Source organism: Tenacibaculum aquaeponti (genome assembly GCF_057221555.1).
Genome location: NZ_CM170147.1, coordinates 2,035,066 through 2,057,240, shown reverse-complemented (window position 1 = coordinate 2,057,240; position 22,175 = coordinate 2,035,066). Strand labels below are relative to the sequence as shown.

The window sequence follows — 22,175 nt, the reverse complement described above, 5'->3', positions numbered from 1 at the left end:
GATTAAATCTAAATTAAGTGCAAAGATATATACAAAATGTCATATTATCCTATTTTTAGAATGAATATGATCTATGCAACTATAATGTTTAACTATTTTGTAGTAAAAGTTTAATAATTATTTCTGAAATTCAGGATTGTTTACGAATTCAGTATCCGAAAGTGTTAGAAGAAATGCTTTTAAATCAGCTTTATCTTTATCCGTTAAACCTACTCCGCCTTGAGCAACTTTTTTCATTAAAGGGTCTATAGTAGGAGAGTTTTTAAGTCCTTCAGAATAATGATTTATTACTTCATCTAGTGTGTTAAAACGACCATCATGCATGTAAGGAGAGGAAAAAGCTAAATTTCTTAGTGAAGGAGTTTTAAATTTACCATTATCATTAGGGTCTCCTGTAACTGCACCTAATCCTAAATCTGTAAAGTTTTCATCTAATCCGTTATTGTGGAATTTATTATCGGTCCATAAAGGATTATTTTCACTTCCATGACAATGGAAACAGTCTCCTCTACTTTCTTCCATAAAAACATTAAACCCGTTTTGTTCTTCTGGAGTAAGTTCAACTTCATTGTTCAAAAACTTATCAAACTTAGAGTTTCCAGAAATTAAAGTTCTTTCAAATTGGGCAATAGCTTTAACAACTAAGTTTGAATCTATTTCAATATTACCGAATGCTTCTTTAAATAATAGTGGATATTCATTGTGATTTTTAAGTTTTGTAGCTACAACTTTCCAGTCACTGTTCATTTCCATAGGATTAGTCACCGGTTCGAAAGCTTGTTCTTCTAAACCAAATTCTTTACCATCCCAAGCAAAACGCTCATCAAAATTCCAAGCTAAATTGAAAAGAGGCATTGAATTGCGAGTTCCGAATGTGTTATTTACTCCTTTACTAAATTGTAAATTATCTGTAAATGATTTTTTTGGATCATGACAAGATGCACAAGAAATAGAGTTGTCTGAAGAGAGAATGGTGTCGAAGAACAATTTTTTTCCTAATCGAACTCCTTCTACTGTTGTCGGATTTGTGCTAGGAATTATAGGAGCAATAAGTTTATCTCTAAATAATTTAGGAGTGTTTAATGAAATTGGAACAGGTGTATATGTTTCTTGTTCTCCATTAGTATCAGAAGAACAAGAAATAAAAAAAAATATTGTTAGAAAAAAAATATAATTACGAATCACTATCTAAGCTAAAAACTGTTGTGCCATTTGAGCTCATTAATAATTGAGCATCAAAATTAGGCATTAACATTTGGTTTAATGTGTTTAAATTCCATGTATTTGGGTTTTCAAACCATTGATTAATATCTACATTTACATTGATGATAACATCATTATTTGTAACTTTAATATCTGTTAATTTAACAGCTATAGAAGTATCTTGATATGTAGGATTTGCAGGGTCCGTAATATTTGCTGCTCTAATTACATGATAATTAAAGCCTGTAGCAGTTGTAGTTGTTGCACTGGTGAATTTACCATCAAATTGCATGTAATGATATCCGCCACCTAAGTTTGAAGGAACGAAAAAGTCAACATTTAAATCACTATATTCTCCATCTTTATTATCTTCATCAGTAAAACCGAAAGTAAAATTAAGACTGTATGTACCATTAAGTACAATTTTATCAGTTTCGAAAATTAAGTTTTGTTCTTCACCAAGATCAACAAGTAAATAATCAGATAGAGGAGTTTCGTTATTATTTGCATCTACTAGCTTAATGTTAGATAAAACATATCTATAACGTTCAATACTTACTTTATCTTCATTTCTGGTTTCGAACTTTTCGGTATTAAAATCTGCTTTTGTAACTACTGTATCATCCCATTTATGAACAAAATTGATCGTGATTTTTTTGCTTTGTAAAGTGTCATCTTCATTACTTGAGCAAGAAACGAGTAATAATAATGTAATTAAAGAGGTGATTATTTTATTCATTTATTTGATTTTAACTATTAATAAATCAGAAAAACCTTTGTTTTCTGAAATATCTTTGTCATTACTGTTACTTTCTCCAACGGCGACAATATTTCCATTATCTAATTCAATAACATCGTGAAGTAGGTCTATATTGCTTCCTCCAATAAAATTTTGCCAAATAGTGTTTCCGTTAGAAGATATTTTTAAGATCCAAGCATCATTTTGACCGTTGTTAGTGAATTGATTATCGGTGCTTCTAGAGTTTCCGACTAAAATAAAATCACCTTTTTTACTTGGGTAAATTGAAGTGCCAGCATCGAAATTTGTACCGCCGTAAGTTTTTTCCCAAATTAGATTTCCGTTTGTAGAAATTTTAACTACCCAAAGATCTCCGCCGCCATTATTATTTGTAATATTTTTGTCAGAACTTCTAGTGTTTCCGACGCATAAAAAGTTACCATCGTTGGTTTTAACTAGTTTAGCAGCTTTATCTATTTGTGAGCCCCCAAAATTCTTTTCCCAGATTAAATTTCCAGTGTTACTAATTTTGATAATCCAGAAATCATAATCGCCTTTTGGATCTGTAATATCTGTATCTGTACTATCAGAAGTTCCTAGAATAATAAAACTATTATCATCCGTTTGAACAACATCCAAAGCTGTATCGGTAAAAGTTCCTCCGAAAAACTTTGTCCATTCTGTATCGCCAGATGCATTTAATTTAATTACCCAAAAATCTCCGCCAGCATGTCTGTTTAAAAACCTTGAGTTTCCTAGTCCGCCAGAAGAGGTAACATCCAATTCACCAATAATTAAATAACCATTATCTGAAGTTTGGATAACAGATGTGCCAAAATCATTACCTGAAAAGCCAAAAGTTTTTTTCCAACTAATATCGCCAGAAGGGTTGAGTTTAAGAAACCAAAAATCGGAGTTTCCTTCATTTATACCAACATCACCATCGTCACTTTTACTAAATCCTATTAAAGCAAAACCACTGTCATTAGTTTGTATAATCGAATTTCCTCGATCATCTTTAGAACCACCATATGATTTTTGCCATTGTAAATTATCATTAGCATCATATTTTAAAATTAAATAATCGGAATCGTTAGCAGTTTTGTTAATTATATCACCATCTATGCTGTCTACATAACCTAAGATTATATAACCAGAATCGTTAGTTGCTATAATAGAGTTTCCTACTTCATTTCTAGTTCCTCCGAATGTTTTTGTAAAACTTAATTCTCCTAAAAAAGACGGATCTGGATTTTTAATTTCATCTTTATCTGGATCACTACTACAAGAAAAAATAGTAAGTAATATTAAAAATGTTAATATGTGCTTGTGATTAATCAATCCTTATCTCAAAATTAATTTTTTACCAATAGTATTGTTGATCTTTACGATATATATACCGCTCGATTGACTTGATAAAGGGATGGTATAGTTTTTTTGGTTAATATTTTTCTTCTGAAACACTCTTTTTCCTAAAATATTGAATACTTCAATTGAAGTTATAGGTTTATCGCTAGAAATTACTTTTGGATCCAAACTAGTTGGGTTTGGAGTTATGATAAAACTGTTTTTAGCTTTAGTAATAGGGTTTGTGGATAATGTTCCGCTTTTTCTTACAATAAATAATCCGCTGTTAATATCATTAATTATAATGTTTCCACTAGGGAAATACGGATAAACACTCCAAGCGCCATTAAAAGCAGTTGCATTATTACTGGGAAAAGTATCGAAAAATGCTGTTTCAGACATTGATCCAGCAGTTGCAGCAATGTTTGTTATATCTAAAACGCGCATACCAGCAGTATAACTTGCCATAAAATATTCGTTTCCTTTTACATATCCATTATGATCTATTGCTTTTGTTGATCCGGTGTAAGTTGATGAAAGTCTAGGGCTATCTAAATCACTTAAATCAAAGACTAAAGTCCTTGTATTTAAACCTAAATCTCTTTCATCTGTTTCATCTCCAAGTATGAAGTAACGTTGATCTTCCGTAAACCACCCTTGATGTGTGTATCCTATTTGAGGATAATCAACTGTTGCTAATTCAACTACATTATTTTTATTGGTCACATCTAAGATTACAACTTCTGTTTCATTGCTACCAATGTAAATTTCTTTACCGACATGTTCTGAATCTGGTCCACTATATGTGATTACTTGCGCATCGTGAGAATAACCTGCTGTTCTGTAATCTCCTAAAGAAGTAGGGTTTAAAGGATCTGATATATCTAGAAAAATAGGTCCGCCTCCATTATTTGCTCTACAGCCAACTAAATAAGCCACGGCTTTATCTTCATTAATGACAATGTTATGGCAGCTCCCAACACCGTTATAAACAGTGTCTGCAGTAAAAGTTGTAGGAGGAGAAGTTACATTTCTTAGCTTAGTTAAATCGAAAACTTGAACGCCATGGGACCCCACGTTATCAGCAACGATGAAAGCAAAATTATTATATACTTTAACATCTCTCCAGAAATTAGATCCTGCGTTAGTGTTTAATCGACCTAAAAAAATTGGATTTAACGGATCGGAAATGTCAACAAAAGCAGTGCTGTTTGTCATGGCTGCTATGGCATATTCTTTACCGTTAGAAGGATCTGTCCAGCCCCATACATCACTTCCTTCGGCTGTTGTAGAACCGGAAAGTGTTTGTTTAGAAACAATGGACATTAAATCGTAATCTTTACATGGATATGAACCCGCAAAACCACCAGAACAAGGTGTTTGTGAAAATAGAGCGAGGTTAAAAATTATAGTCAGAATTAAGGCTGATAGTAATTTTTTTTCAATATAGATTTTATTAAGAGTCATAAACAAATTTATGAAATTTGGTAAGTTAATTCTAAAATTAAACAGTTAAAAATGTAAAATCCCTAACATACTTTCAATTTTTTTTCATTTTAATTATCGTTTTGTAGTATTTGATTCCTAAATCTAATAGTATCTTTGCCAACATGTTGGAAGATAAGAATAAACAAAGAACTTCATTAGCTGAATTAGGAGAGTTTGGCTTGATAGATCATTTAACTCAATTTTTTAAAATAAATCACGAAACTACAGTAAAAGGAATAGGTGATGATTGTGCTGTTATTTCTCATGATAATGAAACTTTAATTACAACAGATTTTCTAGTAGAAGGAGTGCATTTCGACTTAAGTTATATGCCTTTAAAACATTTAGGGTATAAAGCTGTAATGGTAAATATTTCTGATGTTTATGCTATGAATGCAGAAGCAGAACAAATAACTGTTTCAATTGCAGTTTCTAATCGTTTCCCTTTAGAAGCAATTGAAGAGTTATATGCAGGAATTCAATTGGCTTGTGATACTTATAAAATTGATTTAATAGGAGGAGACACAACGTCGTCTACCAAAGGAATGATAATTTCTATTACAGCTATTGGTTCAGCTAAAAAGGAGGAAATAGCTTACCGTAATGGAGCAAAACCTACAGACCTTATTGTTTTATCAGGAGATATTGGTGGAGCTTATTTAGGATTACAAGTTCTAGAGCGAGAGAAGGAAGTTTTTAAGGTAAATCCTCAAAATCAACCAGATCTTCAAGAGTATTCTTACATAATAGAAAGACAATTAAAACCTGAAGCAAGAAAAGATATTCCTAAATTATTGAAAGAGTTGGAGGTTAAACCAACGTCAATGATCGATGTTTCAGATGGATTATCATCAGAGTTAATTCATATATGTACGCAAAGTAAAGTTGGTTGTAATGTTTATGAAGAAAAATTACCATTAGATCCACAAGTAATTTCTACATGTGAAGAGTTTGATTTAGATTCTACAACTGTTGCTTTAAGTGGAGGTGAAGATTATGAGTTGTTATTTACCGTTCCAATAAAGGATTTTGATAAAATTAAAGGGAATCCAAACTTATCTGTAATAGGTCATATTACTGAAAAAAATGAAGGTTTGAATTTAATTACACGTGGAAATCAGTCAATTAAATTAAAGGCTCAGGGTTGGAATTCTTTTAATCAGGAAGGATAATATTTATGGTATAAAATTTGTATATTGTTAAACAAATAAATATTTAACAATAACAAAAAATTAAAAGAAATGGGTTTATTTTCATTTATTAAAAATGCCGGAGCTAAAGTTTTCGGAATTGGTAAAACAACAGAAGAAGAAGCGGCAGAAAAAGCAAATAAGTTAATTGATGCTGTTAATGCTTTAGAATTGTCTGTTGCAGATTTAGCAGTTAGCGTTGATGATGATAAAGCAACAATTAGTGGTGAGGCTGCAGACTTAGCAACAAAAGAAAAAGTAGTATTAGTCGTTGGCAATACAGAAGGTATTGCAACTGTAGAAGATAATATGACTGTGGCTGAGGTTGAAGAAGTCGCTGAAGAAGAAATGGCACAATTCCACACAGTGGTAAGTGGTGATACTTTAGGTAAAATTGCAAAAACTTTTTATGGCGATGCAATGAAGTATCCTGTAATATTTGAAGCTAACAAGCCAATGTTGGAACATCCAGATAAGATTTATCCTGGACAAGTATTAAGAATTCCACCTTTAGTGGACTAACCAAAAGTTACATAACCAAAAAAGAAAAGCATCACATATTGTGATGCTTTTTTTATAATAATGATAGGATTTTTTCTGATATTTTTTCTGGCGAAATACTTCTCATTACATCTTCATAACCTTCAAAAGTTTTATTGCCGTATATAGAACAAGGTAACAATGGGTATTTATCTAAATTAGGTAAGATGCAAAAGTCTTTTGGTTGATTAAAAGGAGCAAACCCAGCAAATGGATGTGTATTTCCCCATAAAGTAATTGTTTTTACGTTTTTCATTGCAGCTAAATGTGCATTTCCACTATCCATAGACAACATTACGTCTAAGTTTTCAATCACATTTAATTCGTTCTGTAAGCCGCCTAACTTAGCAGCTAAAGATTTTGTATTGTCAAACTTGTTTTCAATCTGTTCTAAGATCAATTGATTATTTTTACCTCCGAATAATAAAATTTGAATATTGTGTTTAGCTAAACTTGCTATTACTAATTCTAATAAATCTAGCGGATATGTTTTTGAATCAAAAGCAGCAAAAGGAGCAATTCCAACCCAAGGTTTTATCTTGTTTCCTAGTTTAGAAATGTTATCAGAATTTAACGGGAATTGTTCTAGTTTTATGTAAGTTAAATCTACTGAGAAACCTAATTGTTTTAAAACATCAGCATAACGTTGATGCGAATTTTTTAGTTGCTTAAAAATTTTATTGGTCTTTGATGTTAACGCTTTCTTTTCTTTTCTTCCTTTGTCAATTTGAGAAATTTTTATGGCGCTAAACATAGAGAATAAAAACCTAACTATTTTAGAACGTAGTACATTATGAAGATCGGCAAAATGAGTTGGTTTAAGTTTTTTAAGATCTTTATATAATCTTACTAATCCGAAAAAACCCTTATGCCTTCCATCAACTTCTGCAGTGAAAAAGTTCACATTTTCTATGCTTTCAAATAAAGGAGCTAAAAACTTTTTTGAAACTACTGTGATTTTTACATCAGGGTTTTGTTGGATTAAAGCTTTTATGACTGGAACCGTCATAGCAACATCTCCCATTGCAGATAATCTGAAAACAATAATATGTTTTTTTTTCTTCAAGAAACGAGAATTAAATTAAGGTTCAAAAGTACGCATAAAAAAATCCACTCAGCGAGTGGATTATATTTTAAAACTTTTATAAATGCTGTAAATTAACAGAATTCATCATAAGCTTGTGCTAAATTTTGTGCAATCATTTGAGCAGAACGACCTTCAATGTGATGTCTTTCTAACATGTGAACTAATTTCCCGTCTTTAAATAAAGCGATAGCCGGAGATGAAGGAGGAAAAGGAATCATATATTCACGTGCCTTAGCTGTAGATTCTTTCTCTACACCAGCAAAAACTGTAGTTAAGTTTGTTGGAGTTTTATCTGCTCCTAAAGAAGCAATAGCTCCTGGTCTAGCAGTTCCGGCTGCACAACCACATACAGAATTAACCATTACTAAAGTAGTTCCCTCTTTTGTTAATGCAGTATCAACATCTTCTGCAGTATATAATGCAGTAAACCCAGCATCAATTAACTGATCACGCATAGGTTTTACTAATTCTTCTGGATACATAATTATTTATTTTTAGAGGTACAAAGATACTTATAATCTCATTATATTTGACATTCAAAAGAATAGAGATGGGAAAATTTACAAAATGGCTAGGAGCTGGACTGGGATTTACTTTTGGTGGTCCTATTGGTGCAATAATAGGTTATGCGATTGGAACAATGTTAGATGGAGTGAAAATTGAAGATTTTACTAGTGAGCAAGAAGATTACAAAAAAACTATAGGAAAAAAAGAAAGGTCAAGTGTAAAGCATACAACAGCTGGAGATTTTGAAATTAGTTTGCTGATTTTAGCTTCTATTGTTATTAAAGCTGATGGAAAAATTGATAAAACGGAATTAGATTATGTTCGTCTGCATTTTATCAATTTATATGGTAAAGAAAGAGCAAATAATGCATTCAAATTATTTAATGGAATTATAAAGAAAGATGTTTCTACAAGGCAAGTCTGTATCCAAATTCGTGAACACATGTCTCATTCTTCAAGATTACAACTAATTCACTTTTTATTTGGAATAGCAAAAGCAGATGGAATGGTAGCTGCTTCAGAAGAAGAAGCAATTCATAAAATTTCTGGGTATTTATACATTAATGACGCAGATTATGATTCGATAAAAGCAATGTTTTATAATGAAGTTGATAGTGCGTATCGAATTTTAGAAATTGAAAAAGAAGCCTCTGATGATGAAGTGAAAAAAGCCTATCGAAGAATGGCGAAAAAATATCATCCAGATCGTTTACAAGATGTAGGAGAAGAACATAAAAAAGGAGCTAAAGAAAAATTCCAGAGTATTCAAAATGCTTATGAGAGTATCAAAAATGAAAGAAATATGTCATAAATACCCTTTGAAAAGATCAAGTAGATAGAGATTTTTAGGCAATTTTAAAGAAAAAATATAAATATGAAAAAAACGTTCCTTTCTAGGAGCGTTTTTCTTTTGTTAAAGATTAGAATTACAATAAAATATGTAATTTCGCAAATTCAATATATAGAACGAAAAAATGAGTAAGAATTTTACTGAATACAAAGGATTAAACCTACCTAAAGTAGCAGAAGAAATCTTAAACTATTGGGAGGAAAATAACATCTTTGAGAAAAGTGTTACAACTCGTGAAGGAAATGAACCATTCGTGTTTTTCGAAGGTCCGCCTTCAGCAAACGGATTACCTGGAATTCACCATGTAATGGCACGTTCTATTAAAGATATTTTTTGCCGTTATAAAACGCAAAAAGGATATCAAGTGAAGCGTAAAGCAGGTTGGGATACACATGGTTTACCGGTTGAACTTGGAGTCGAAAAAGAGTTAGGGATCACCAAAGAAGATATTGGAAGTAAAATTACAGTTGAAGAATACAACGAAGCTTGTAAAAAAGCAGTAATGCGTTATACAGATATCTGGAATGATCTTACTCATAAAATGGGATATTGGGTTGATATGGAAGATCCGTATATTACCTATAAACCAAAATACATGGAATCTGTTTGGTGGTTACTAAAACAGATGTATAATAAAGGTTTAATTTATAAAGGATATACAATTCAACCGTATTCGCCAAAAGCAGGTACAGGATTAAGTTCACATGAATTAAATCAACCAGGGTGTTATCGTGATGTAACCGATACTACTGTAGTTGCGCAGTTCAAAGCAGTTGAAGAAACGTTACCAGATTTCTTACAGAATGAAGGAACAATTTATTTCTTAGCTTGGACCACAACTCCTTGGACGTTACCAAGTAACACAGCTTTAACAGTTGGGCCAAAGATTGATTATGTTTTGGTAGAAACATATAATCAATATACGTTTGAACCTATAAATGTTGTATTGGCTAAAAATTTAGTATCAAAACAATTTGCAGGTAAAAAGTTTAATAAAGTTGAAGCGAAATCAGATTTAATAACGTATAAAGAAGGAGATAAACAAATTCCTTTTTATGTAGTTAAAGAATTCAAAGGAGCTGATTTAATCAATATCAAATATGAGCAATTAATCGATTATGTATTGCCATATGAAAATGCAGAAAATGCATTCCGAGTTATTGGAGGAGATTTTGTAACTACGGAAGATGGAACAGGAATTGTTCACACTGCGCCAACTTTTGGTGCAGATGATGCTTTCGTAGCAAAACAAGCTGTTCCAGAAGTTCCACCATTATTAGTTTTAGATGAAAATGGAAACGCGGTTCCTTTAGTAGATTTACAAGGACGTTTCAGACCAGAATTGAAAGAATTTGGGGGTAAATATGTGAAGAATGAATATTACACAGATGAAGATGCTCCTGAAAAATCAATCGATGTTGAAATCGCGATTAAACTAAAAACAGAAAATAAAGCCTTTAAGGTTGAGAAATATGTACACAGTTATCCGCATTGTTGGAGAACTGATAAGCCAGTTTTATATTATCCATTAGATTCTTGGTTTATAAAAGTAACCAATAAAAAGGATCGTATGTTCGATTTAAATGAAACGATTAATTGGAAACCAAAATCAACTGGTGAAGGTCGTTTTGGAAATTGGTTAAAGAACGCAAACGATTGGAATTTATCACGTTCTCGTTTCTGGGGAATTCCATTACCAATATGGAGAACTGAAGACGGAACAGAACAAATTTGTATAGGTTCTTTAGAAGAATTAAAATCAGAAATAGCAAAAGCTGTTGAAGCTGGAGTTATGGATTCAGATATTTTTGCTGAGTTTGAAGTTGGTAATATGTCTGAAGAAAACTATGATAAAGTCGATTTACATAAAAATGTAGTTGATAAAATTGTATTAGTTTCAGCTTCAGGAAAACCAATGCAACGCGAAAGTGATTTAATTGATGTTTGGTTCGATTCTGGTTCAATGCCTTATGCACAATGGCACTATCCATTTGAAAACGCAGAATTAATTGATAATAAAGAAAGCTATCCAGCAAACTTTATTGCAGAAGGAGTAGATCAAACTCGTGGATGGTTCTATACATTACATGCAATTGGAACAATGGTTTTCGATTCTGTAGCGTATAAAAATGTAGTTTCTAATGGTTTAGTTTTAGATAAAAACGGACAAAAAATGTCGAAACGTTTAGGAAATGCTGTCGATCCGTTTACAACATTAGCAGAACACGGGCCAGATGCAACGCGTTGGTACATGATTTCAAATGCAAATCCTTGGGATAATTTAAAGTTTGATATCGCTGGAATTGAAGAGGTAAAACGTAAATTCTTTGGAACATTATACAACACATATTCATTCTTTAGTTTATATGCTAATATTGATGGATTTACTTATGCAGAGGCTGAAATTCCTTTAGCAGAACGTCCAGAAATTGATCGCTGGATTCTTTCTGAACTGAATAGTTTAGTTGCTAAAGTTGATAAATTTTATGCAGAATATGAGCCAACAAGAGCAACAAGAGCTGTCTCAGATTTTGTACAAGACCACTTAAGTAACTGGTACGTTCGTTTATGTAGAAGACGTTTTTGGAAAGGAGAATATGCTCAAGATAAAGTTTCTGCTTACCAAACTTTATATACATGTATGGAAACTGTAGCTAAGTTAGGAGCACCGGTAGCACCTTTTTTTATGGATCGTTTATATAAAGATTTAAATGCAGCAACAGGTAAAGAATCTTTCGAAAGTGTTCATTTAGCAGAGTTTCCAAAATTCAATGAAGCTTTAGTTGATAAATCGTTAGAGCGTAAAATGGAAAACGCACAAACAATATCATCTTTAGTACTTTCTTTAAGAGCTAAAGAAAAAATAAAAGTTCGTCAACCATTACAAAGAATCATGATTCCTGTTTTAGATGATACTCAAAAAGAAGAAATCTTAGCTGTTTCAGATTTAATAAAATCGGAAGTAAATGTAAAAGAAATAGAGCTTTTAGATGATGCTTCAGGTATTTTAGTAAAACAAATAAAACCAAATTTTAAAGCCTTAGGTCCAAAATTTGGAAAAGACATGAAATCTGTTGCTTCTGAGATTCAGTCTTTTACGCAGGAGTACATTACTCAGTTAGAAAAAGATGGTCAAATTTCTATTGAAATTAGCGGAAAAATGATTACATTAGAAACGGCTGATGTAGAAATTTCATCAAAAGACATAGAAGGTTGGCTAGTGGCAAATGCTGGTGGTTTAACAGTTGCGTTAGATGTTACAATTACAGATGAATTACGAAAAGAAGGAATTGCAAGAGAACTTGTAAATAGAATTCAAAATGCACGTAAAGATTCAGGTTTTGAAGTAACTGATAAAATCAATTTAACGTTTTTAAATTTAGAAGAGTTACAACAATCTGTGTTAGCTAATGAAAATTACATAAAAACAGAAACACTAACCAATGAGTTGGTTTTTGTTGATGCTATTGAGAATGGTACAGATATTGAGTTTGATACCATTAAAAGTAAGATGTTAATCGAAAAAGCATAGTAGTATGGCAGAAGATGTTAAAGTAAGGTACTCTGATAGTGACCTACAAGAATTCAAAGAAATCATTCTAAAGAAAATGCAGCGAGCCGAAGAGGATTTAGAGTTATTAAAATCGTCTTACGAAAATAGTGCAGGAAATGGAACGGATGATACTTCACCGACATTTAAGTCGTTTGAAGAAGGAACAGAGACTATGGCTAAAGAGCGTAATATGCAATTAGCTATTCGTCAAGAAAAGTTTATACGTGATTTAAAAAACGCTTTAATTCGTATTGAAAACAAAACATACGGAGTGTGTAGAGTTACAGGTAAACTTATTCAGAAAGAAAGATTGAAATTAGTACCTCATGCAACCTTAAGTATTGAGGCCAAAAGAAAACAATAAGCAAAAAGCTTCCTTTTTAGGGAGCTTTTTTATTTTATGAAATATTACAATACTTTAATTATAACACTCATCTCTCAGTTTGCAATTTGGGGTCAAAATAGTTCTTTTAAAAGTTTTGTTTCGCCTTTAAATGAAATAGAGGTTAATGTTAAAGCATTAGATGAAGTGAAAATTCAAAATTCAGAGACTAATGAATTAGAAATTCATGTATTGAGTCAATCTGAACAGCTTTATGATGTTATTGTAAAAGAGTTTGAAAGTTTTTTAAAAATAAATTTTAAAGTAAGTTCATTATCAAATAATGTTTTCAGAAAATATATAACGAAAAGAGTTAATAGAGCATCTGTATTAATTAAGATCCCAGAAAATAAAAGCATAACTGTTATTGGAGAAAATGTAGATGTTGTTTCTGAAAATTTTAATGGTGATTTAAATATTTTCATTGAGAAAGGATATATCAATTTAAATGAAGTAAAACGTAGTTTAAACTTAAAGCTATTTCAAGGAAATGTATACTTTTCTTCAAATAAATCAAACTTTAATATCACAACAAATAGGGGTAAAATAAAATGTAATGATAGTTTAAAAATTTCGCCTTTTCTTCAAAGAAATAGAAACTTTAAAAAACAAATTACAATTTCATCTATCAGAGCAAATATCTTTTTGAATCAATTATAGTTTCGAATTATTTTCATAAAAAAAGTTAAATATTATTGTGAATTCGTAACAGAATGCAATTTTTGTAAACTAATAAAAGACCATAAAAAAACAAATACGAATGAACAAAAATACATTAACTGCTGTTGCAGCAGGATTGTTATTAGTAGGTTGTAATTCTACTAAGTCTCTAAAGAAAGATGATTCTGCAGTTAATAATCCCATAGAATCTAGTATAGATTTAACAAACGTAAAAAATGATCAGGTTCCTGTAGTTATTAATCCAGGAAGATTCACTACTGAAAAAGTAACCTATAGACTGCCTAGAGTTGTTCAAGGAACTTATTCTGTGAGTAATTTTGGTAAATATGTAGACGATTTTAAAGCGTTTGATTATAATGGAGAAGTTTTGCCAGTTCAAAAGCTCGATGAAAATACTTGGGAAATTACCAGTGCTACTCAATTAGATAAAGTTTCATATGCTGTAAATGATACTTTCGATCAAGAAAAAGTAGGAGGAATAGGAGAAGAAGTTCCTTTTTCACCATCAGGAACTAATATCGAAGAAACAAACTATGTTTTAAATCTACATGGATTTATTGGGTATTTCGATGTTTTAAAAAAGAATCAATACAAATTAGATGTAATTGCTCCTTCAAAGTTTAAAAGAACTTCTGCATTACAAGAAGTGGGAACGAAAACAAGTGAAGATGGAGCTACTGTGACAACTAGTTTTTTAGCTCCTCGTTATTTTGATATTACAGATAATCCTATGTTCTATGGAGAATTAGATGTAGAAGAATTTAATGTAGGAGATATTAAAATCGTTTTAAGTGTATACTCTCCAACTAAAAAGCATTCTGCGAAAAAAATTAAAGCAGTAATGGAAAAAATGATGCAAGCGCAGAAATCTTATTTAGGTAGTGTTAATAGTACACCTAGATATGATATTTATTTATACTTAGCAGGGCAAAATGAAGGTTCTCCTAAAGGTTTTGGAGCTTTAGAGCATCACACATCTACAGTAGTTGTATTACCAGAAGTTATGGATGATGCTAGATTAGCACAATCGATGATAGATGTAGTTTCTCACGAATTTTTCCATATTGTAACTCCTTTAAGTGTTCATTCTGAAGATGTTCATTATTTTGATTATGATCAGCCAACGTTCTCTAAACATTTATGGATGTACGAGGGAGTAACAGAATATTTTGCAACACATTTCCAAGTAAATAAAGGTTTAGTAAAAGAAGATGAATTCTTTTCAAAAATTATGGGTAAAATTAATAGTGCTTCTCGTATGAACGACGCTATGAGTTTTACTAAAATGAGTGAAAATATTTTAGAGAAAGAATATCACGATCAATATATAAACGTATACCAAAAAGGAGCTTTAATTGGTATGTGTATTGATATTTTAATGCGTGAAGAGAGCAATGGAGAAAGAGGAATCCTTTCTTTAATGAAAGAATTATCGAATAAATATGGTAAAAATCAACCTTTTGAAGATGATAAATTAATTGAAGAAATTACGGCAATGACATATCCTTCTATCGGAGAATTTTTAAATACTCATGTTGTTGGAGGAACTCCTATAGATTATAATTCTTTCTTTGAAAAAGTTGGAGTAGGTGTTGCAGAACGCAAAATTGAAACAGATTATGTAAGAAATGGAGGAGCATTTATTTTACGTGGAGATCAAGCTACAGGAAATATTATTTTTACAGAAGCTGTAAAAGCCAATAGTTTTTGGGCTGAAAACGGAGCTTTACCAGGAGATGCAATTAAAGTAATTAACGGTACTGCTTTAACAAGAGAAAATGCAAGACAAGTAATTGGAGGATTATTCGGATGGCAACCTGGAACAGATGTAGAAGTGAAGTTAGAAAGAGCAGGAAAAGAAATCGTTATAAAAACGAAATTGACTCAATCGTATACGATGGGTAAAAGTTTAGGAGTTAAACCAGATGCTACTCAAAAACAGAAAAATTTATTAAATGCTTGGTTAAAAGGGTAAGATAATAAGCTTTTATAGTTGTAAAAAGATCAATATGTAATTAAACGTATTGATCTTTTTTAAAATAGAAAGGTCAAAAATACATTGTATTAATGACCTTTCTTTTGGTTAGTGTAACTAAGTTGGGTTAGTCCAGAAATTTGATTGATAATTCTGGTGTTGGTATATAACAAGATTCCCTTTTGCCAAACCATTTGTATCTGTTTTTGGCAATAAAATCATATATAACATCTCTAATGAATTTAGGTAGAATAAAAAAGATAGTTATAAGATGTATAGGAAACTTTAAGCGATAAGCTATTTTTAACGCTGCAGTCGATTTATAAAATAAATTTTCATCTGGAGTAAATAATAAAATAGAATCTATTCTATTAGTGTCTATATTAAAATTATCAATAATTTTTTTTCCTGTTTTTCCTTGTAATGAAGTAAAAACAAATTGATTTTTTTTATCGTGTTTTAGAACGAATTGTACACTAGAATTACACAAATTACAATCTCCATCAAAAAGAATTAAATATTTATTTTTAGGAATATTCATTCTGATTATTATCTATTAAAAGGTCTTTCATTAATCCAGTGAAAACCTCTATTAGTTAAAAGATAGTTTTTTCTATAGTCTTTAGTTTTATTGAATTTAATATATATTGAATCAGATTTTAAAGAGCCTCTTACAATAAAATTCGCTGTATCTATTTCTTTATATCTTAGATTATAAACTTCAGTAGAATCCATATATTTTGAAAGTATTAGCTTATTTTCTTTTTCATTCAGTCTTATATTGTACCAATTACTTTTATCATTTGCTTTTTTTATTTTCATCCATCGTTTAGATTCAATTAACATACTTTTCCATTTTGTAATATTAAATCTAGTGGTATCCGAGGCAGAGTAAATTGAATCATTTACTTTAAATTCTTTTACTTCGTAGTAGCCTTTTAAAGGACTTTCTCCTCCTCCTTGACTAGATAAGTATAAGGTAAAAGGAAGTGCATAAAAAAGGATAAGTATTTTTAAAACTAAAAGAGTTTTTTTAATGCCTTTTTTAAATTTAGGTTTTTCAATATCTGAAAGTGTAATAGGTTTTCTAAAAAAGAAAAACTTATAAAGACTTTCAAAGTTGTGAGCCAACAGGAATATCGACATGAGAACCAAATGAGTTGAAATTATTTTTACAGGTACATCATAAAAGTAATTTACTGCCATTACATTGGCTGCTGTCGCTAGAGTAATAATTAGCCCAAATGTTAATGTTCTTCTAAATAATAAAAATACAGCTGCCACTTCTGCAATCCCCATAAATAAATTATAACCTTTAGAAAATCCTAGAAAAGTCCAAGCTAACCCCATAGGAGACGATTCTCCATATGTTTGATTTAAGCGATTGTATGATGGGTATGGAAATTGTGATTTTATAACTTTAGCTAATCCGTAGTTAATTAGCATTAATCCAACATAAAATCTTAAAGCAACTGTTAACCAGTAGTATAATTTCTTGTAATTTGTTTTTTTTCTATCTAGTACAGACCAAACAATTGTAGTAATTATTGAAATTAAAAGAATAGTAAAAATTAGAACATAATCGTATGTTGTATCTCCACTACCATTTGGTCCCGTTTTTATTTCATAACTAATTCCTAAGATTGTTTTTCCAACCCAAGGGATAAATGTATATAAGAAATTGTTTAAAAATTGATTTATATATCCATAAAAAGGGTAAGCACCATTATTATTAAAGAAAATAAATAAGATAAAATATGTAAAGAAAAAACGAAATGATACTTTTTCAGTTATAGACCATTGGGTTGTTTCTATAGAAGTATTATTCATAGGTTAATTAATTAGATAAAACTTTATCAACTTCAAAGCTATCTTTATTGAACAACAAAAAATTGTATTAAATGGACATTAACACTATTTAAGATTTTTGAAATAAATGTTTTTCTTAGATAAAACATCTACTTCTTTAAAAAATTGATTAGGAGTAACTCCAGTTTGAGTTTTAAACATCCTGTTAAAAGAAGCTTGATCGTAAAATTTCTGTTCGTAAGCAATATCGGAAAGTTTAAAATCTTTATTCTTAGCTTTTATTTTTTCTAAAGCGTTTCTAAAACGAATATTATTTCTGATAATAGTAGGAGAACATCTGCAATGTGTTATAAATAAACGATATAGTTTTTTGTAGCTGCAATGTAATTCTTTAGCAATTTCATCAATATTTAATTTTTCTTCTTGAAGAAGATGTACTGCTTTAATAATAATATCTAGTTCTTTTTTCTCATTTAATTTATTAAGCAAATATTCTTCTACAATTTTGATTTTAGTTTCTATAGTTTGACTAAAGAAATCACCATTTTGAATGAAAAAATCTTTAAAATCATCAATTTGAAAAAAAGGAATATTAGAAAAATCTTTAGTGGTAAACTGAGATAAACCAAAAGGTGTAAAAATGATAACAAATTCACGAACAAGTCCTTCTGTTTTAACCTGTAAAGGTTTAGCATATTTATTTAAAGCAGTAAAGGTATTCGGGTAATTGGAGTCTTCTTTAATAGAAATGCAGTCGTCTTTATAACTAACATTAGCCTTTTCAAAAATACAAACTACATTATTACCAGATGGAAATGCATAGTAACTTTCATTATGTAATTCGAGTTCATAATAAAAGCAAATATATTTAGAAAGTTTAGTGCTTGGACTTATCGTTTTAATATCCATCATAAGGTAAGCAACTTACTATATTTTTTCCATATTGATAAATTTTCCTTAAAATAGTTTTTTGCCCAAAAGCTACTTACTTTATTCATAATACTTTTCTTATTTTTGTCGCTATTAAATTTTAAAGATGTCTAAGAAAACTATAGCGATACTTACCGTAATTCTAGCGATATTGATAGATCAAATTAGTAAGATTTACATAAAAACACACTTTTCGTTAGGAGAAGAGATAAAGGTATTAGGCTTAGATTGGTTTAGAATTCATTTTACTGAAAACAATGGAATGGCCTGGGGGTTTGAGTTTGGAGGAAAAGCAGGAAAGTTATTCTTAACATTGTTTCGATTAGTTGCTGTTTCTGGTATTATTTACTGGTTAATACAAACTATAAAAAATAAAATCCATAACGGAGTAGTGATCGCAATTTCTTTAATTCTTGCAGGTGCTATAGGAAATATTATAGATTCTGTTTTTTATGGAGTAATTTTTAGTGAATCAAAACATCAAGGTCCAATTGCTACAATGTTTCCAGAAACAGGTTATGCTGATTTTTTCTTCGGAAAAGTGGTAGATATGCTATATTTTCCAATGTATCAAGGAGAAAGTTTTACCTTTTTTAACGCGATATTTAATGGAGCAGATAGTTGGATTACTATTGGTGTAATTTTATTATTTATTTTTAATAAACAAGCTTTCCCTAAGGCTAAAAAAGAATAAATGAAGTGGTATTTAAAACTTCAAATAAAAATGTTTAACAGACATTTAAATGATTTTGGAGTACCACCTCTATTAGCTTATCCTATTTTAATTACCTTATTTGTTTTAAGTTCTAATTTCATCTTTTATACTTTAGAGGATTATGCAGCTTATAGCTATTTATTGTTGTTAGTATCTGTATTAATTAAGTTGAGTGAAAAAAAGCGAAACGATTTTTTAAAACTTAATTTCACCAAAAAACTATATAACAAGTTAAGAATTACAGAAAACTTAGTAATAAGTATACCGTTTGTTTTATACTTCATTTATCAAAGCGAATACATATTTCTAGTATACGTTTTCTTTGCGATATTATTCTTAAGTAAATTAATAATAAACATTTCTTCTAGTTTTGTTATTCCAACACCATTTGGAAAAAAACCATTTGAATTTCCGATAGGTTTTAGAAATACTTTTTACATGTTTCCAATAGTGTATTGGTTAACTTACAAATCAATTGAAGTTGGTAATTTTAATCTAGGAATATTTTCTTTACTGCTACTATTTATAACACTTATCACATATTATTCTAAGATGGAAAATGAATTTTATGTGTGGTCATTTAAATATTCTGCAGAAGAGTTTCTTCAAAAAAAAATAAAAATAGGAGTATTGTATGCGGTTATTTTAAGTGCACCGATTACTATATTTTTAACCATTTTTTTTAGTGAATATATACTCATTGTGATGATTTTCAATTTGATTTGTTTTTTATATTACATTCAAGCTATTATAGCTAAGTATTCTGATTTTCCTAAGAAAATGAGTTTACCTAGTTCTATGATTTTTACTGCGAGCTTAGCTTTGCCACCTTTTGTGCTTTTTACATTTGGTTATTTTTACAAGAGATCTGTTCAAAAATTAAAATCCATTTTAAATGATAAGCATTAAAAATCTATCTAAAAAATATGGAAGAAATTCAGTATTAAATGATATTAATATTGATTTTGAAGAAGGCAAAGTATATGGAGTTGTAGGTGAGAATGGAGCAGGTAAAACTACTTTTTTTAACTGTTTATCGGGAATAGAAAATTACAAAGGGAATATTGTTTCAGTATCGAATTTAAAAGACACGATTGGTTTTTTGCAAACTGAATTTTATTTCTTTCCAAAAATCACAGGAAGAGAATATATTCAATTGTTATTAAATGCTAGAGAAGTAAGCGTAAAGGATATAGATAAACGTAATATTTTCGATTTACCGTTAGATAAATATGCGATTAATTATTCTACAGGAATGAAAAAGAAATTGGCCTTAACGGCAATTCTTTTACAAGAAAATAAAGTCTTTATTTTCGATGAACCTTTTAATGGAGTAGATATACAAAGTAATATTGTCATCACAGAAATTATTCATCAATTAAAAAAGCTGAATAAGTTGGTGATTATTTCGTCTCATATTTTTTCAACTTTAGCGACAACGTGCGATGAAATCCATGTATTAGAAAAAGGAAGTTTTGTAAAAAAAGTAATGAAAGAAGATTTCACTGAATTAGAAGATGAAATGAAAGCTAAAACTCTTCTTAATACGATAGATAAATTAGGTTTAAAATAAAAAAAGAGATCACTTTTTCGGTAATCTCTCTTTCTAATTTTATGTTTTAAAACGCTATTCTAAAGCTCCTAAATAACGTTCAGCATCTAATGCAGCCATACAACCTGTACCAGCAGCTGTAACTGCTTGTCTGTATTCTTTATCTTGAACATCACCAGCGGCAAAAACTCCAGGAATATTCGTTTTAGTCGTTTTTCCTTTAGTAATTAAATATCCAGTTTCGTCCATATCTAAAACACCTTTAAATAATTGTGTGTTTGGTGTATGTCCGATTGCAATAAATACTCCAGTTACAGGAATATCTGTTTTATCTCCAGTTTGATTGTTTATAGCTCTAACACCTTCAACAACATTATCTCCTAAAACCTCATCAATTTCAGTATTAAATAATACTTCGATATTTTTAGTTTTATTTACTCTATGTTGCATTGCTTTAGAAGCACGCATGTAATCTTTACGAACTAACATAGTAACTTTACTACAAATGTTTGATAAGTAAGTAGCTTCTTCAGCAGCAGTATCTCCGGCTCCAACAACTACAACATCTTGTCCTTTATAAAAGAAGCCATCACAAGTAGCACAAGCAGAAACTCCACCACCAATTAAACGTTGTTCACTTTCTAAACCAAGATATTTAGCTGTAGCTCCTGTAGAAATAATTACAGTTTCAGCTTCTAATTCAGTAGCTTCATCAACGATAACTTTATGAATTCCTCCTTCTTCAGTAGAAAAATCAACTTTAGTTACTAAACCAAAACGAACTTCAGTACCGAAACGCTCAGCTTGGTTTTTTAAATCTTCCATCATAGCTGTCCCGTCAGTACCATTTGGATATCCTGGGAAATTATCTACTTCTGTGGTCGTTGTTAACTGACCACCCATTTGCATTCCTGTATACATTACAGGTTTCATGTCGGCTCTAGCAGCATAAATTGCAGCAGTATATCCTGCAGGCCCAGAGCCGATTATTAAACATTTTATTCTTTCTACAGTATTTGACATTGGGTATTTTTTATAGAACTACAAATGTATATTTTTTTTATTTGCGTAAGAACAATATACATATATTTCTGTTATTAGACGATAATTAAAATTAATCTTACATTTCAATTTTTCTTTGAATAAATTAGTATTCTAAGAAAAAAAATTATACATTTGTCGCCCGTTAAACGGGGTGTAGCGTAGCCCGGTCATCGCGCCTGCTTTGGGAGCAGGAGGTCGCAGGTTCGAATCCTGCCACCCCGACAACATAATAAATATAAAAACACTGTTGATTTTTTTAATCTTCAGTGTTTTTTATTTTTTTAGTAGAAACCCCAACAAAACTAATTTCTAAGAATATATTTTCTTTTTTGTTTTAATAGAAAATTCACCATTTTCATCAGAAATTACTCCTGTAATTATAGAATTATCGGTTTTGTTTTTTGCTACAATATTAGCAAATGAAATAGGTTGGTTTTGTTTGTCGATTACTTTCCCAGTAAAGGTTTGTGCGAAACTAATAGTATAAATAAAAAGAGTTAAAAATGTGGCTATAATTTTCATAGTTGTAAAATATTTTATGTTTAATTATAGCTCAAAAGTATTTTGAGGATGTATGTTTTGA

21 protein-coding genes and 1 tRNA gene are annotated in these 22,175 nt (G+C 30.3%); 11 read left to right on the top strand and 11 right to left on the bottom strand.

Going from position 1 to position 22,175, the window contains the following annotated elements:
* Window positions 1-117: 117 nt before the first annotated feature.
* From AC2TEO_RS09125 to AC2TEO_RS09110, 4 genes are read right to left on the bottom strand one after another with little or no spacing between them, the layout of a single operon-like run.
* Window positions 118-1,185: a cytochrome-c peroxidase gene (locus AC2TEO_RS09125; RefSeq protein WP_442264521.1), complete on the bottom strand. Its 1,068-nt coding sequence runs from the start codon at window positions 1,183-1,185 to the stop codon at window positions 118-120.
* On the bottom strand, window positions 1,175-1,942 hold the full coding sequence (locus tag AC2TEO_RS09120) for an MbnP family protein (protein WP_442264520.1): 768 nt from the start codon (window positions 1,940-1,942) through the stop codon (window positions 1,175-1,177). Before AC2TEO_RS09120 ends, AC2TEO_RS09125 begins: the two co-directional genes overlap by 11 nt.
* The gene (locus AC2TEO_RS09115; RefSeq protein WP_442264519.1) at window positions 1,943-3,283 is read right to left on the bottom strand and encodes a hypothetical protein; all 1,341 of its coding nucleotides are present in this window, start codon (window positions 3,281-3,283) and stop codon (window positions 1,943-1,945) included.
* Between the two features lie 3 nt (window positions 3,284-3,286).
* Complete coding sequence (locus AC2TEO_RS09110; RefSeq protein WP_442264518.1) at window positions 3,287-4,756, bottom strand: choice-of-anchor B family protein; 1,470 nt, start codon at window positions 4,754-4,756, stop codon at window positions 3,287-3,289.
* A 143-nt stretch (window positions 4,757-4,899) separates the two neighbouring features.
* Between AC2TEO_RS09110 and thiL the strand changes: the two genes are divergently transcribed.
* Window positions 4,900-5,949, top strand: coding sequence for a thiamine-phosphate kinase (gene thiL, locus AC2TEO_RS09105; protein ID WP_442264517.1), 1,050 nt, complete (start codon window positions 4,900-4,902; stop codon window positions 5,947-5,949).
* 69 nt (window positions 5,950-6,018) lie between these two features.
* On the top strand, window positions 6,019-6,489 hold the full coding sequence (lysM, locus tag AC2TEO_RS09100; RefSeq protein WP_442264516.1) for a peptidoglycan-binding protein LysM: 471 nt from the start codon (window positions 6,019-6,021) through the stop codon (window positions 6,487-6,489).
* 52 nt (window positions 6,490-6,541) lie between these two features.
* On the opposite strand, the gene AC2TEO_RS09095 is transcribed toward lysM, so the two are convergent.
* Together AC2TEO_RS09095 and AC2TEO_RS09090 are read right to left on the bottom strand one after the other, a co-directional pair.
* Entirely contained in the window at window positions 6,542-7,573 is a 1,032-nt protein-coding gene (locus AC2TEO_RS09095; protein ID WP_442264515.1) for a glycosyltransferase family 9 protein, read from the bottom strand.
* Between the two features lie 92 nt (window positions 7,574-7,665).
* Complete coding sequence (locus tag AC2TEO_RS09090) at window positions 7,666-8,076, bottom strand: BrxA/BrxB family bacilliredoxin (RefSeq protein ID WP_299681283.1); 411 nt, start codon at window positions 8,074-8,076, stop codon at window positions 7,666-7,668.
* A gap of 68 nt (window positions 8,077-8,144) precedes the next feature.
* Between AC2TEO_RS09090 and AC2TEO_RS09085 the strand changes: the two genes are divergently transcribed.
* The 5 genes from AC2TEO_RS09085 to AC2TEO_RS09065 all read left to right on the top strand — a co-directional run bounded on the left by AC2TEO_RS09085 (window position 8,145) and on the right by AC2TEO_RS09065 (window position 15,542).
* Entirely contained in the window at window positions 8,145-8,912 is a 768-nt protein-coding gene (locus AC2TEO_RS09085) for a TerB family tellurite resistance protein (RefSeq protein ID WP_442264514.1), read from the top strand.
* A 163-nt stretch (window positions 8,913-9,075) separates the two neighbouring features.
* Entirely contained in the window at window positions 9,076-12,483 is a 3,408-nt protein-coding gene (ileS, locus tag AC2TEO_RS09080) for an isoleucine--tRNA ligase (RefSeq protein WP_442264513.1), read from the top strand.
* Window positions 12,484-12,487: 4 nt separating this feature from the next.
* Window positions 12,488-12,868, top strand: coding sequence for a TraR/DksA family transcriptional regulator (locus tag AC2TEO_RS09075; RefSeq protein WP_442264512.1), 381 nt, complete (start codon window positions 12,488-12,490; stop codon window positions 12,866-12,868).
* Window positions 12,869-12,904: 36 nt separating this feature from the next.
* Window positions 12,905-13,546: a hypothetical protein gene (locus AC2TEO_RS09070; RefSeq protein ID WP_442264511.1), complete on the top strand. Its 642-nt coding sequence runs from the start codon at window positions 12,905-12,907 to the stop codon at window positions 13,544-13,546.
* A 100-nt stretch (window positions 13,547-13,646) separates the two neighbouring features.
* Window positions 13,647-15,542: a M61 family metallopeptidase gene (locus tag AC2TEO_RS09065; RefSeq protein ID WP_442264510.1), complete on the top strand. Its 1,896-nt coding sequence runs from the start codon at window positions 13,647-13,649 to the stop codon at window positions 15,540-15,542.
* 127 nt (window positions 15,543-15,669) lie between these two features.
* Here AC2TEO_RS09065 and AC2TEO_RS09060 read toward each other — a convergent pair whose 3' ends face one another.
* The 3 genes from AC2TEO_RS09060 to AC2TEO_RS09050 form a co-directional block, all read right to left on the bottom strand.
* Window positions 15,670-16,083, bottom strand: a complete 414-nt coding sequence (locus AC2TEO_RS09060) for a thiol-disulfide oxidoreductase DCC family protein (RefSeq protein ID WP_442264509.1) — start codon at window positions 16,081-16,083, stop codon at window positions 15,670-15,672.
* 8 nt (window positions 16,084-16,091) lie between these two features.
* Window positions 16,092-17,372, bottom strand: coding sequence for a hypothetical protein (locus AC2TEO_RS09055; RefSeq protein WP_442264508.1), 1,281 nt, complete (start codon window positions 17,370-17,372; stop codon window positions 16,092-16,094).
* Between the two features lie 84 nt (window positions 17,373-17,456).
* Window positions 17,457-18,263 carry a helix-turn-helix domain-containing protein gene (locus AC2TEO_RS09050; protein WP_442264507.1) on the bottom strand — a complete coding sequence of 269 codons (807 nt, stop codon included), beginning with the start codon at window positions 18,261-18,263 and terminating at the stop codon, window positions 17,457-17,459.
* Window positions 18,264-18,387: 124 nt separating this feature from the next.
* Here AC2TEO_RS09050 and AC2TEO_RS09045 point away from each other — a divergent pair, with 124 nt between their 5' ends.
* The 3 genes from AC2TEO_RS09045 to AC2TEO_RS09035 are packed head-to-tail and all read left to right on the top strand — an operon-like array spanning window position 18,388 to window position 20,569.
* Window positions 18,388-18,975, top strand: a complete 588-nt coding sequence (locus tag AC2TEO_RS09045) for a lipoprotein signal peptidase (RefSeq protein ID WP_442264506.1) — start codon at window positions 18,388-18,390, stop codon at window positions 18,973-18,975.
* Entirely contained in the window at window positions 18,976-19,905 is a 930-nt protein-coding gene (locus AC2TEO_RS09040) for an ABC transporter permease (RefSeq protein ID WP_442264505.1), read from the top strand.
* Window positions 19,892-20,569, top strand: coding sequence for an ABC transporter ATP-binding protein (locus tag AC2TEO_RS09035; RefSeq protein WP_442264504.1), 678 nt, complete (start codon window positions 19,892-19,894; stop codon window positions 20,567-20,569). The genes AC2TEO_RS09040 and AC2TEO_RS09035 overlap by 14 nt, the downstream gene beginning before the upstream one ends.
* 54 nt (window positions 20,570-20,623) lie before the next feature.
* Here the strand turns inward: AC2TEO_RS09035 and trxB are convergent, their stop codons facing one another.
* A complete protein-coding gene (gene trxB, locus AC2TEO_RS09030) occupies window positions 20,624-21,571 on the bottom strand; it encodes a thioredoxin-disulfide reductase (protein ID WP_442264503.1) in 948 nt (315 codons plus the stop codon).
* A 168-nt stretch (window positions 21,572-21,739) separates the two neighbouring features.
* Between trxB and AC2TEO_RS09025 the strand changes: the two genes are divergently transcribed.
* A tRNA-Pro gene (locus AC2TEO_RS09025) sits at window positions 21,740-21,814 on the top strand.
* 87 nt (window positions 21,815-21,901) lie between these two features.
* On the opposite strand, the gene AC2TEO_RS09020 is transcribed toward AC2TEO_RS09025, so the two are convergent.
* Window positions 21,902-22,114: a carboxypeptidase-like regulatory domain-containing protein gene (locus AC2TEO_RS09020; RefSeq protein ID WP_442264502.1), complete on the bottom strand. Its 213-nt coding sequence runs from the start codon at window positions 22,112-22,114 to the stop codon at window positions 21,902-21,904.
* Window positions 22,115-22,175: the final 61 nt, after the last annotated feature.